We start from the raw sequence: 12437 nt of genomic DNA on the forward strand, positions 1-12437 counted from the left end.
TCATCTGTTTTGCCGATTATCCACCAAATCTGTGACCACGCTGGGATCGGCCAAGGTCGATGTATCGCCCAGGTCTTCATAATCATTGGCGGCAATTTTCCGAAGAATGCGCCGCATGATCTTACCGGATCGGGTCTTGGGTAAACCGGGCGCCCATTGGATGGCATCCGGCGTCGCAATCGGGCCAATTTCTTTGCGGACCCACTGGACTAGCTCTGTCCTAAGCTCATCTGACGGTTCTTCGCCTGCGATCAAGGTGACATAGGCATAGATGCCTTGGCCCTTAATCTCATGCGGCATGCCGACAACGGCGGACTCTGCGACCAGCTTATGAGCGACCAAGGCGCTTTCCACTTCTGCCGTACCCATGCGGTGACCGGAGATGTTAAGCACGTCATCGACCCGACCCGTGATCCAATAATAGCCGTCCTCATCCCGACGACAGCCATCGCCGGTGAAGTATTTGCCGGCATAGGTCGAGAAATAAGTTTCCTCGAACCGATCATGATCGCCGTAGAGCGAACGCATCTGCCCGGGCCAACTGTCCAGCATGGTTAGATTGCCCTGACAGGCCCCGTCTTGGACGTTGCCTTCTTCATCAACGATGGCAGGCTTAATACCAAAGAAAGGACGCGTCGCTGACCCCGGCTTGGTCGCCGTAGCACCCGGCAGAGGCGTGATCAAAATGCCGCCGGTTTCGGTTTGCCACCAAGTATCAACGATGGGGCAGCGTTCGTCGCCAACCACCTCGTGATACCATCTCCAGGCTTCTGGGTTGATGGGCTCGCCAACCGTGCCCAGTAGCCTGAGCGATTTCCGGCTGGTCGCCTTTACCGGTCCATCACCATCCCGCATCAGAGCGCGCAACGCCGTGGGGGCGGTGTAAAAAATATTCACGTCGTGCTTGTCACAGACCTGCCAGAACCTGGACACGTCCGGATAATTCGGCACACCTTCGAACATCAAAGTCACCGCGCCATTGGCCAGCGGCCCATAGACGATATAGGTGTGACCCGTCACCCAGCCGACATCCGCCGTGCACCAGTAAATATCGCCATCATGATAATCGAACACGTACTGATGGGTCATTGAGGCATAGACCATATAGCCGCCGGTGGTGTGGAGAACCCCCTTCGGTTTACCGGTCGAACCCGACGTATAAAGGATAAACATCGGGTCTTCCGCGCCCATTTCTTCAGGTGGGCAGTCGGGTGATGCAGCGGCAGTAACGTCTTCGTACCAAACGTCGCGACCGTCCGTCCAATCGATCGCACCGCCAGTGCGTTTGCAAACAATTACGGTTTTGATCGTTGGGCATTGCGCGACAGCAGCATCCGTATTGGCTTTCAAGGGAATGGGCTTCGCACCCCGGACCCCTTCGTCAGACGTGATCACGCAGTTTGAATCGCAATCTTGAATGCGCCCCGCCAAGGCATCCGGCGAAAATCCACCGAACACCACCGAATGGATCGCACCAATGCGGGTGCACGCCAGCATGGCGACCGCGGCTTCCGGCGTCATTGGCATATAAATCGTGACCACGTCACCTTTTTTGATGTCGCGCGCCTTCATCGCGTTGGCCAGGCGGCAGACCCGTTCGTGCAGGTCTTTATAGGTGATGTGTTCGCTGACCGTCGGGTCGTCACCTTCCCAGATAATCGCGGTTTGGTCGCCCCGGGTGGCCAGGTGCCGGTCCAGGCAATTGGCGGATGCGTTTAACGTGCCGTCTTCATACCACTTGATAGAGACCGGCTTGTCGTAGGTTGTATTTTTGATCTTGGTGTAGGGTTTGATCCAGTCAATGCGTTTGCCTTCTTCACCCCAGAAGCCTTCCGGGTCATCGACGGACTGCTTGTACATTTCCAAATATTTATCGTTGTCTGCCCAGGCGCGATTTGCGACCTCGTCGGCGACAGGAAATACTAGGTCTTCACTCATGCGATCATCCCTCCCAAGAATCTTTCTTAATCGTTTCGTTATCCTAAAAGTATCGCGATTCGAATTACGGTTCAATCGTCGTTGATAAGATAGATCTCGGTATCGCGAATTTCGAACGGGACGGGGGTTAAAAGTTCCCCCGGACAGGGCTGGGAAATACACACCCCCGTCTTTATTTCAAAGTACGCCAAGTGATTGGCGCAGAGAATATGGTTCTTTTCAACGTCCAGGAATTGATCCCGTGTGAAGTCCAGAGTCAGTCCGGTGTGGGGGCAGCTATTGAGATAAAGATAAATCTGGTCCTCCTTACGGACCGCGAACAGGCTACGCTCGCGTCCCTGAAAGGGGGCCATAAATTCTTTGCTGTCACCGTCGGGGATATCATCGAAGGCGCACAAGAGGTGGTCGCTCAAGGATCGATCCCACCCATTTCACAGATGATCCGCCATTCTTCGTCACCAACCGGGCAGACGGATAATCTTGATTGGCGCACCAAGGCCAAGTCGTGCAAGCGTTCGTCCGCCTTGATGTCCGCCAACGTCACGGGTGTTTTTAGCGAATACAATGCCTTGAAATCGACCATGCCAAACTTTTCAGACTTATCCGTATGGTCGGGGTAATAGTCGCTGACCACTTCCATCACGCCGACGATCTGCTTTTCTTTTACCGAGTGGTAGAAGAATGCCTTCTCCCCGATCTTCATCGCCTTCATGTTGTTGCAGGCTTGATGGCTGCGCACGCCATCCCAATGCTCAACACCTTTTTTAACGTGATCGTCCCACGACCACGCCCCTGGTTCAGATTTCGCAAGCCAATATGCCAATTGATCCTCCGTTGCCTTTACTAATTTTCTTTCGGAATGACCTTGAGAATAGGCTGGACGGTCTTTGATTGAAACAAGTCCACCTGCTCATAAGGGTCCGCTTGTGTGATCGCTTCAGCCTCTGATTTCGATTCGGCCTCAACAACCCAGACACTGCCATTCATGGTTTTTTCATCATCATCAAGTGTGGGTCCGGCGAACACCAATGTATCACCGAGCGTATCTGCATATTCCAGGTGCGCAGGTCGGGTCTTCGACCGCAGGGCTTCAGTCCCCGGCTTATCCAAGCGATAGATGAAATAATGCAAAGTGCTGCTCTACAGTTCTTTCGGCTTCACTTCGCGCCATGCATGAACGTCAGTGCTTTCGAACAGCCCTGCCTTGGCGTAAGGATCGCCAGCAGCCCATTCTCTGGCTTGCTCAATAGTATCGAATTCCATGATCAAAAGGCTGCCAATGGGAGACTCTCCATCGTCCGTCATGATCGGCCCAACTGACAGCATCTTGTCCGCGTGTTCCTTGAGGTATTCCAAATGCACAGGCCGTGTTTCCATCCGGAGCGATAGATGATCGGCTTTGTCTTTGGCGTAAATGGAGAAATACATGGAAGTTCCTTTCCTGGAGTAAAATTCTAGATTTCGTTGACAAGAGGCCGGGCCAGCAGTCCGGAAATGGCTTTGTCGATGTCCGCACCATGGTTCAGCACCTGATCAACCGTCGCGCACAGCGGCATTTCGACATTCAGGCGCTTCGCAAGCGCTGTTACCGCCGCCGTGGTGTAGACACCTTCGGCAACTGTTTTACGAGCCTTCATAATAGATTCAAGGGTTTCCCCCTTTCCCAAGGCAACGCCCAAGGAAAAATTCCGAGACTGCATGGCGTTACAAGTCAAGGTGATATCGCCAATACCGGATAGCCCCATTAGGGTCTCTGATCGCGCCCCTTTAGCTAAGCCAAGCCGAACAATTTCAGCCAGCCCTCGGGTCAGTAACATGGCGCGAGTATTGTCGCCCATGCCGCGGCCTTCGACCGCACCGCAGGCAATCGCCAGGACATTCTTAACCGCGCCGCCCAATTGTGCGCCCATGACATCGTCTGATAGGTAGGTTCTGAACTTCGCCGTGCCAATGGCATCGACCAAACGTTGGCCGATTTCTTTATCAGCACAGGCCAGGGTGACCCCCGTCGGTCGTTCCTTCGCAACTTCGATGGCAAAGGTGGGACCGGACAGAACAGCGAGCGGCGCATCCGGCAGCGCCTCGGCTACAACTTCGCCCATCATCGCCGATGTTCCCATTTCTATGCCCTTGGAACAGATCACGGCGGGCACACCGGATTTCCAAGCAGGCGCAACTTTTTCACAGATCGTGCGAAGATGTTGCGCCGGGGCCACCACCAGAACCGCATCCGCATCCGCAGCCTCAGCCAAATCAGGGGTCGCGTGAATGCTGGAATCCAGCGTCACGTCCGGCAGAAAAATAGGATTTGTATGGCTGGAATTAATTGCTTCGACGACTTCGGGTTCGTGCGCTTGCATGACCACATCGCGTCCCGCGCGCCGAACCGCCATGGCCAACGCCGTCCCCCAGGCTCCCGCCCCGATGATACCGATTTTATTCATGGTAATTTTCTAAGTCAGACCCGCCCTTAGGTCAAACCAGATGAGACTAATTCAGCAGAGATGCTCACCAACCACATGATCCTGATTGCCGCCGGATTGCTCAGGCGCGGGCAAAAGGTCTTCAAGCGTTAGGCCGCCTGGGAAAGGGCCTGCGTGCGCAGGAGCGGCGGTAAATCCGAAAACCGCAAACACGGCGACAATGATGAAATGCTTTTGCACGTTCGAAGTTTCCCAAGTTAGTAATGAGTCTACTGCAAGCGCTTAGTATCAAGAAATCACGATTTCGCTAGGCTTACCCCTTAACTCCTGCCCCCACCGCAGGTGGTGCTTCCGGGTCCAGCGGCCATCTTGGCCTTGGTTTGAAGTCGAGACCGTCGGTGAGGCCCAGTTGAAGGCGTTCAACACCGGCCCAGGCGATCATGGCTGCGTTGTCGGTGCAAAGGCGCTGGGGCGGAGCCATGAGGTTTAGTCCGTAGTCTTCAGCCAAGGATTGCAGGCGGCTGCGTAAATACGTGTTTGCGGCGACACCACCCGCCACGACCAATGTCGAGCCCTCAGGATGGGCATCTTTGAACATCTCAATGCCATTGGCGCAGCGGTCAATGAGCGCATCAGCCGCGGCAACCTGAAAGGAGGCGCAAAGATCGTTGATATCGGCGTCGCGCAAGGTGCCTTCGGGCAGGCCATCGATGGTGCGGTGGACGGCGGCCTTCAGGCCTGAGAATGAAAAATGACAACCGTCCCGGCCTTTCAAGGGTCTTGGCAACTTAAACCGCGTGCCGTCGCCTTTGGCTGCGGCGGCTTCGACGGCGGGGCCACCTGGATAACCAATGCCAAGCATTTTTGCGGTTTTATCGAAGGCTTCACCCAAGGCATCATCAATCGTCGTGCCGAGCCGGGTGTAGTCGCCGACGCCGTTGACGGTCAGCAGCTGGCAATGCCCGCCGGAGACCAGCAGCAGCAAATAGGGAAATGCAAAATCATCCATCAGTCGGGCACTCAGGGCATGGCCTTCCAAGTGATTGACCGCGATAAAGGGCAGATCATGGGCCACGGCAATGGCCTTGGCCGTCGTCGCCCCGACAATCACGCCGCCAATCAGCCCAGGTCCACAGGTCGCAGCCACCCCATCAAGATCGCCAAAGTCTAACTTTGCGTCTTTCATGGCGCGCGCGATTAACCCATCCAGGTGCTGCAAATGGGCGCGCGCGGCGACTTCCGGCACGACGCCACCGTAAGGGCGATGGTCGTCTAATTGGGAAAATATCTCATCAGACAAAATGGTACGGTCGCTGCTGACGACGGCGGCGGCGGTTTCGTCGCAACTGGTTTCTATGCCGAGCACGATCATGAAGAAAAAACGCTCTTGTGTTCAGGTCGCGGGACTTTACTCTTTAGCGCGCCTAGATTCCATACTTATGGGGGGCACAATTATAACTGAACAAGACGCTTATGAACGATAAAACAAAACTACGCATCGGCACCCGGGGAAGCCCCCTGGCCTTAGCCCAAGCCCATGAGACCCAAGATAGGCTGGCTGCGGCCCACGCCGGACTTGAGACAGAAATCGTGATCATCAAGACCACGGGCGATAAAATTTTGGATCGGCCATTGGCGGACATTGGCGGCAAGGGCTTGTTCACCAAGGAAATCGACGAAGCCATGTTGGCCGACGACATCGACATCGCGGTGAATTCCATGAAGGACGTGCCGACGTGGTTGCCGGACGGCATTATCCTACCGTGTATGCTGCCCCGCGAAGACCCGCGTGATGCATTTATTTCATCCAATGCAGCGGACATTGAGGGGCTAAAGCAGGGCGCTGTTGTTGGCACGTCGTCGCTTCGGCGTCAGGCGCAAATTCTGCATCGCCGTCCGGATCTGAAAGTCGTGTCTCTTCGGGGCAACGTGCAGACCCGCCTTCGGAAACTTGAAGCGGGTGAGGTCGATGCAACGTTTCTAGCGTTGGCCGGTCTTAACAGATTGGGAATGGCCGACGCCGCAACTTCCGTTGTCCCCATAGACGTGTGCTTACCCGCCGTTGGCCAGGGCGCAATTGGAATAACGTGCCGGGAAAATGATGCGCGGACTCAAGAAATTCTAGAACCGTTGAACGATCCTGCCACCCTGACATGCGTCACCGCCGAACGGGCGATGTTGGAAGTATTGGACGGGTCGTGCCGGACGCCGATTGGCGGGCTTGGGAAACTGGATGGTAAAGGGTTTACACTCCGATGCTTGGTCGCCCGCACAGATGGTTCTGAAGTTTTAGAAACCTCGCGGAAGGGCGACGCCAGGGATGCAGTGTCCTTAGGGAAAGATGCGGGTGAAGAACTGCTCCGTCGAGCAGGCCCTGGATATTTTGAAAGCGAAACTTAAAAAGCCATGCGCATCGCCGTAACCCGCCCCGCCGAAGATGCCGAGCCGCTCGCGGCAGCGCTTCGCGACCTGGGGGTGGAGCCGGTACTAGAGCCCTTGATGGTTATCGAAAATATTGGCGGGGTGAGCCTCGATCTCGCGTCCTATCAGGCCCTACTGATCACCAGCGCAAATGGCGTTCGCGCGTTGACGGCGTGTACTGCGGAACGAAATATACGGGTCTTTGCCGTTGGCGACGCTTCTGCACAGGCAGCCCGGAAAGCCGGTTTTCAGAATGTTGAAAGTGCCGCTGGTAATGTCGAAACATTGGCTCGGTTGGTGGCCGATCATCTAACGTCTGCAGATGGCCCCTTGCTGCATGTTGCCGGCACCAGGATCGCCGGCGATTTGGCGGGGCAGCTGAGCCAAGAAGGTTTTGAGGTTCGGCGGGAGGTGCTTTATAGCGCGCGATTTGCCGCGCACCTTTCCTCGAAATTTGTGCAAGAACTCGCGGCTGGAAACATCGATGGGGTCGCCTTGTTTTCTCCCCGCACGGCGACCGCGTTTGTGGATTTAGCTCAAAAGGCTGAAATTACAACGTTCGACAGGGTAACGGCTTTTTGCCTAAGTCAGGCCGTTGCGGAAAAGGCAGGGGGGCTGCCGTGGCGAGATTTAATCGTTGCGGACGCACCTGATCAGGACTCGTTGCTCGGCGCAATTCGGATCTTCAAAGCGCTTTAGCGAACAAGCCTTTATCGGCAAAAATCGGTATAAAATCCCCTTTTCCTGGCAATCGTTGGTATAAGGGGATTGTGCAGGGAGGGTCTCCGACATATTAAGTGAAATTGAGACTGTATTTGAACGGTCGCAACGCGGATAGGTATATGGCAACGACACCTAAAAAAAGGACTCCAAAGAAAAAGTCGACGGTTGATCCTTCGGAAAAATTTGGAGCTAAAAAACCAGAGCCGAAACCGGCAAAATCCAACCCGGCGGTGGTGGGTGTGGATACGCCTAATCTCTGGGCCCGGACTTTTCGGCCTGGCAGCGCGGCACCGGTCGTTGGCGGAGTTGTTATCCTGGGCGTTATCATCGGTTCGGCCTATGCGGTTTGGCCCGTCTTATCAAAACATTTGCCGCCGATTATTCGGGCAAAAGAGGACCCGCGCCTGAGTGGTGTGGAGGGCCGCGTCCAGGCATTGGAGAACCTGGTTAAAAATCAGAGAAAACAAGATGACGAGATCAAGTCTCTTGAGTCGCAACGGACCCAATTCACACAGCAATTATCTGGGCTTATGAAGCGGCTAGAGGAACAAGAAAAGGCCCTGACTGCGGTTAAAAGAATGGCTCAGGCGACGACCCTTTCAACAGTTGGCAAAGACGCCAACGAAACTCTCCAGCGACTGTCCGGCCGATTGGCACACCTGGAACAAGACAGCGAAGCCCTGTCAGGTGTTATTGAGCGGATCGCGACTCTGGAAAAACAAACGGAGAAAATTAAGGCGGGAGGCGGGGGGCAGCCGAAGGCTGAAATCGGTTCGAAAAAGGGGCCTTTCTTACCGCGTGAAACGGTATTGGCGGTTTTACAAGTCCGTGAGGCGCTTCGCAGTTCAGCCCCGTTTGCTGACGACCTCAATCAGCTAAAAAAGCGCGCCAAGGGCCAACCCGATATTGCAAAATCAATTGCTGTTCTTGAGCCCCATATGAAAATGGGAATCCCAACATTGGCAATATTGCGAAACCGGTTTGATGCAGTCGCGGCTGATATTGTTCGGGCAAGCCATAAGAAGGCGGGCAAGGGATGGGTTGCGCAAACACTGGAGCAACTGTCGTCGTTGGTCTCCATCCGAAAATCCGGCGCGAATGTTAAGGGGGGCGATGTCCAGTCCATTGTAGCGCGCACTGAAGGCATATTAAAAACAGCGGATCTTCCGGCCGCTGTAAAGGCTCTGGAAACCCTGCCGGAAAATTCTAAGGCGGTCGCCGCTGAATGGATTCGTGATGCGAAGGCGCGGTTGGCGGCGGAACGGGCCATCGCAGCTTTGCACGTTTATGCTGTTGCCTATATGGCGCCTGTGCAGGCAACAGCGCCTAAAAACCCGGCGAAAGAGTAAGCCTCGTGTGGCGCGCCATATGGCTTTTCATTGTCTTTGCAGGTTTGGTCTTCGTTGTCTCGTGGATTTCGGATCAATCTGGCGACGTCACCTTGTATTGGCTGGACCGCCGGATCGATATGTCAATTTCGGTGTTGTTGGGGACGATGGTGGTTATCGCCGTCTTGGCGGCTTTACTCTATAGAATTTTGCTGGCGGTACGACGGGCACCGAGGAGCTTCAAAAAATATCTGGCAGAGAGTCGCCGTAAAAAGGGCTACGTCGCATTAACCCGCGGTATGGTAGCCGTTGCAGCAGGGGATGCGGAGGAAGCGCGCCGTCAGGTCAAACGTGCCGATGGGTTGCTAGGAGACCCGGCACTGACCCTGCTTTTGTCAGCGCAAACGGCACAATTGTCCGGCGATACCCAAGCCGCGCAGAAATTCTTTACCGCCATGCTGGAACGTCCGGAAACTGAATTTTTGGGTATTCGAGGGCAACTCACCCAAGCAATGAAATCAGGTGACAAGGGCGAAGCGCTGCGCCTTGCCCATCACGCTAACACTCTCAAGCCGAAAAGCGAATGGGTCGCGTCAAACTTGTTTGATCTCCAAGTTCGCGAGCGGCGCTGGGGGGATGCATTAAATACTCTTTCCGCATCGGTGAAAAATCGCTTGGTGAAGGAGGGCGAAGCCCGGGCTCATCGCGCGGCGCTGGAACATCTGCTCGGCCTGGACGCGGCGGGGAATGCCCAACAAGCATTGCGTCATGCCAAGAAATCTCATGATCAGGACCCTGGTTTTAGTCCGGGGTCTGGCCGATATGCGGCGCTGTTGCTAGACGCAGGTCAACACCGCAAAGCGGCTTCAGTTTTGGAAAAATCATGGAGCCAGACTCCACATCCAGATTTACTTGAACCCTATTTAACAGCGCGCGAAGCGATTGATGCCAATGCGCGCTTGCTTGCGGGGCAGCGATTGGCCAAGGTCAACCCCCACCATTCAGACAGTCATCTGGCGGTGGCTTTGCTGGCCCTGAAAGCACAAATTTGGGGCGAAGCCCGTAAAAATTTGGAAGCTATTTTGACCGACACACCGAGTGCCGGAGTTTGCCGCATGATGGCTGACTTAGCGGACAAAGCTGAAAATGATACTGAGAAAAGCCGAGAATGGCTCGTGCGCGCGACAAAGGCTGATCCTGACCCGGCTTGGGTCTGCGCCACGTGTGGCCATGTGCACGCGGAATGGTTGGAAATTTGCGGAAAGTGCGAAAACTTTTGCAGCCTACGCTGGGAAACGCCGCCACATGCAAGTGCGCCGGGACTCGCCCACCATGGTCAATCAGGGGAATTGCCAAATGAACCGATGGCCGCCCTGCCAAAACCATCAAACGAAATTGGCTAAAGGGGGTCTTCGGGCGACAGAGCGTTGACGGAACCCGCTCAGCGCATTAAATAAGGCCAACAAAAGCGCCAACTATCGCCGCCTTAGCTCAGCTGGTAGAGCATCGCATTCGTAATGCGGGGGTCGGGTGTTCAAGTCACCCAGGCGGCACCACTCTCTTTCCCTTGATGAGCCTTGAATGTAAGAGTCCCTGCAATCTATTGCAAGTGGGCTGCTCGTTCACAGTATTCACAGTAAGTTCACACCAAATGAATGCGATGCACACGGCAAAGCCGTGGCTATGCTCTACCAGCTGAGCTAAGGCGGCGCGACGTCTATGACATGAACGCTGAAAGAGTTACGCATTCCCTAGAGGGATGTTTAAGAAGCACCATAGATTGATTAATAAAAATCTGGGGCGTTCTTACAGAAAGGGCGTAGGGGGTGCCAGGGGGGTGCGGGGTGCCTCTTCTTAATGCATTCCGGCGTCTTATTTTCTAACCGAAATTAGCGATTTCCCACTATAGAACCACAAAACTCACAGGCATATGGACGTTGACGTATCAGGCTATACGACATTCAATATACCTCTTAATACGTAGCCAATAATTTGAAGATTAAATAGTCAATGCGTCGCGGTTTTCTTGGAGTTATTAAGAAGCGACCCCATTAAACCCATTGCTCTTTATCGCAATCAAAGAAAAAATTTTGGGAAAGTTAAATGAGTAGCGAAGATGAAGAAGTCAGTGTGCCGCAGCCATACAATGAAGAAGATTTATGGGACGATGAACTAGAGGCAATTGCCGGTAGAGAAAAGTCAAAGGCTCTAGCTTATTCAAGACGGTTGGATGTGCACACATGGTCTGACCATCCGGAAGTAAACAAATTTGTTGACCCTATTTACGACAAGTCGTTTAAGAGCCGTAAAAAAAACATTGAAAAAAAACACCTTAAAGTAGTCCTGCTTGATCTCTATGTTGCTTGGGTCCAAGACCCTAAGCTTAAAATTTCATTTTCCCGCAATCATACGGATTATGATGCTGGCACTATTTATAATGAACTAAGCATTTCCAGGCTTACAATTGAAGTCGTTGATATTCTTATTGAAGCAGGATTAGTTGAACAGGCCAAAGGATTCTACCCTCATGGTCAGGGAGAGGGACGGATTGCCCGCATTTGGCCTTCCAAAGTACTCATCGAAATGTTCATGGAGGCTAGATTTTCTCCTTTCGACATAAGAAGCATTAAGGATCGTTTGACCGTAATTTTGAGGGACACCGATCAAGAAGCAAATAAATCTAAACCTAAGACTAAGAAAACAGTCGAAATTGAATATGAGCTGACAGAAGAAACTGAACGGATGTCTTCGGTGCTCAATAAATACAATGACCTTTTATGGCACACCTTTATTGATATCCCTTCGCTTGAAGATACGAAGTTTGATGTCGAGGTGGACGGCGAAGCAAAAACGTTTTCAGTTGGACAACTAGATAAATTTACTCGAAGGATTTTTAATAGAGGCTCTTTTGAGTGCGGTGGTCGTTTTTGGGGGGGATGGTGGCAACGATGCAAAAAAGACTTACGCCCGCATATTTTTATTAATAACCACCCCACGATAGAGGTCGATTTTTCAGGTTTCCATATCATTATGCTCTACGCGGAGGAGAAGATTAACTATTGGAAGCATTTTGGAACCGACCCTTATGAACTTCCTGATTTAGGAATTTTTGAAAATTCAAATCAACAAAGAAGCACGACAAAATTGTTATTTCTCATGTTGTTGAATGCGAAATCGGAAGGGGAGGCATACAACGCATTTCGTCAGAATTCCGAAAACGGTACCCCTGAAAAACGTCTTACCAATGATCAGCTTTCCAAAATCAAAGCGGCTCTTGAGGAAAAACACCCACACATAAGAAAACATTTTTGTGCAGATGTTGGTGTTCGCTTGATGAATAAGGACGCACAGATCACGGAAGTAATTATTGAAACCTTCTGTAACCACAACATTCCAGTATTGTCCGTTCATGATAGTTATATTGTGCCAGAAGGTTACGTCGATGAGCTTATCAGCACGATGTGCATTGCTTTTGAGAAGGTTATGGGAATTCCACTGACGGGGCTGGAGCAATACGCGATGAAAGAGAATAAGGTGAGGCTAGAGTACCTTTTTGATGCGTTAATGTCCTGGATGCCATACGACGATGTTCCCGGACAGGATG

The 12437-nt window shown here is 52.9% G+C and carries 13 protein-coding genes and 1 tRNA gene; 6 read left to right on the plus strand and 8 right to left on the minus strand.

What is annotated here, in order from left to right; translation table 11 throughout:
• The 8 genes from acs to tsaD form a co-directional block, all read right to left on the minus strand.
• The gene (gene acs, locus HOM51_19635) at positions 1 to 1938 is read right to left on the minus strand and encodes an acetate--CoA ligase (protein MBT5036730.1); all 1938 of its coding nucleotides are present in this window, start codon (positions 1936 to 1938) and stop codon (positions 1 to 3) included.
• Between the two features lie 71 nt (positions 1939 to 2009).
• A complete protein-coding gene (locus HOM51_19640; protein MBT5036731.1) occupies positions 2010 to 2351 on the minus strand; it encodes a Rieske 2Fe-2S domain-containing protein in 342 nt (113 codons plus the stop codon).
• Positions 2348 to 2761, minus strand: coding sequence for an EVE domain-containing protein (locus tag HOM51_19645; protein MBT5036732.1), 414 nt, complete (start codon positions 2759 to 2761; stop codon positions 2348 to 2350). The genes HOM51_19640 and HOM51_19645 overlap by 4 nt, the downstream gene beginning before the upstream one ends.
• Positions 2762 to 2781: 20 nt before the next feature.
• Positions 2782 to 3069 (minus strand): YciI family protein, encoded by a 288-nt coding sequence (locus HOM51_19650; protein ID MBT5036733.1) that lies wholly within the window; start codon positions 3067 to 3069, stop codon positions 2782 to 2784.
• 9 nt (positions 3070 to 3078) lie between these two features.
• Complete coding sequence (locus HOM51_19655) at positions 3079 to 3366, minus strand: YciI family protein (GenBank protein MBT5036734.1); 288 nt, start codon at positions 3364 to 3366, stop codon at positions 3079 to 3081.
• A gap of 26 nt (positions 3367 to 3392) precedes the next feature.
• Entirely contained in the window at positions 3393 to 4382 is a 990-nt protein-coding gene (locus HOM51_19660; GenBank protein MBT5036735.1) for an NAD(P)-dependent glycerol-3-phosphate dehydrogenase, read from the minus strand.
• Positions 4383 to 4433: 51 nt separating this feature from the next.
• Positions 4434 to 4601: a hypothetical protein gene (locus HOM51_19665; GenBank protein MBT5036736.1), complete on the minus strand. Its 168-nt coding sequence runs from the start codon at positions 4599 to 4601 to the stop codon at positions 4434 to 4436.
• Positions 4602 to 4674: 73 nt separating this feature from the next.
• Positions 4675 to 5733: a tRNA (adenosine(37)-N6)-threonylcarbamoyltransferase complex transferase subunit TsaD gene (tsaD, locus tag HOM51_19670; GenBank protein MBT5036737.1), complete on the minus strand. Its 1059-nt coding sequence runs from the start codon at positions 5731 to 5733 to the stop codon at positions 4675 to 4677.
• A 101-nt stretch (positions 5734 to 5834) separates the two neighbouring features.
• Here tsaD and hemC point away from each other — a divergent pair, with 101 nt between their 5' ends.
• From hemC to HOM51_19700, 6 genes are all read left to right on the plus strand, one after another.
• Complete coding sequence (gene hemC, locus HOM51_19675; protein MBT5036738.1) at positions 5835 to 6761, plus strand: hydroxymethylbilane synthase; 927 nt, start codon at positions 5835 to 5837, stop codon at positions 6759 to 6761.
• Positions 6762 to 6767: 6 nt separating this feature from the next.
• Positions 6768 to 7481, plus strand: a complete 714-nt coding sequence (locus HOM51_19680; GenBank protein MBT5036739.1) for a uroporphyrinogen-III synthase — start codon at positions 6768 to 6770, stop codon at positions 7479 to 7481.
• A 143-nt stretch (positions 7482 to 7624) separates the two neighbouring features.
• Positions 7625 to 8854: a hypothetical protein gene (locus tag HOM51_19685; protein ID MBT5036740.1), complete on the plus strand. Its 1230-nt coding sequence runs from the start codon at positions 7625 to 7627 to the stop codon at positions 8852 to 8854.
• A gap of 5 nt (positions 8855 to 8859) precedes the next feature.
• Positions 8860 to 10236 carry a heme biosynthesis protein HemY gene (locus HOM51_19690; GenBank protein MBT5036741.1) on the plus strand — a complete coding sequence of 459 codons (1377 nt, stop codon included), beginning with the start codon at positions 8860 to 8862 and terminating at the stop codon, positions 10234 to 10236.
• A gap of 77 nt (positions 10237 to 10313) precedes the next feature.
• A tRNA-Thr gene (locus tag HOM51_19695) sits at positions 10314 to 10389 on the plus strand.
• A gap of 547 nt (positions 10390 to 10936) precedes the next feature.
• Positions 10937 to 12437: hypothetical protein (locus HOM51_19700; protein MBT5036742.1), on the plus strand; the 1501-nt coding region annotated here is incomplete at its 3' end.

The sequence above is a fragment of the Rhodospirillaceae bacterium genome (genome assembly GCA_018660465.1).
In the GTDB taxonomy this organism is placed as follows: Bacteria; Pseudomonadota; Alphaproteobacteria; order Rhodospirillales; family JABJKH01; genus JABJKH01.

Coding starts and splice junctions, on each gene's coding strand:
- acs (MBT5036730.1), bottom strand. CDS start 1,938: ATGAGTGAAGACCTAGTATTTCCTGTCGCCGACGAGGTCGCAAATCGC.
- HOM51_19655 (MBT5036734.1), bottom strand. CDS start 3,366: ATGTATTTCTCCATTTACGCCAAAGACAAAGCCGATCATCTATCGCTC.
- HOM51_19660 (MBT5036735.1), bottom strand. CDS start 4,382: ATGAATAAAATCGGTATCATCGGGGCGGGAGCCTGGGGGACGGCGTTG.
- tsaD (MBT5036737.1), bottom strand. CDS start 5,733: ATGATCGTGCTCGGCATAGAAACCAGTTGCGACGAAACCGCCGCCGCC.
- hemC (MBT5036738.1), top strand. CDS start 5,835: ATGAACGATAAAACAAAACTACGCATCGGCACCCGGGGAAGCCCCCTG.
- HOM51_19680 (MBT5036739.1), top strand. CDS start 6,768: ATGCGCATCGCCGTAACCCGCCCCGCCGAAGATGCCGAGCCGCTCGCG.
- HOM51_19685 (MBT5036740.1), top strand. CDS start 7,625: ATGGCAACGACACCTAAAAAAAGGACTCCAAAGAAAAAGTCGACGGTT.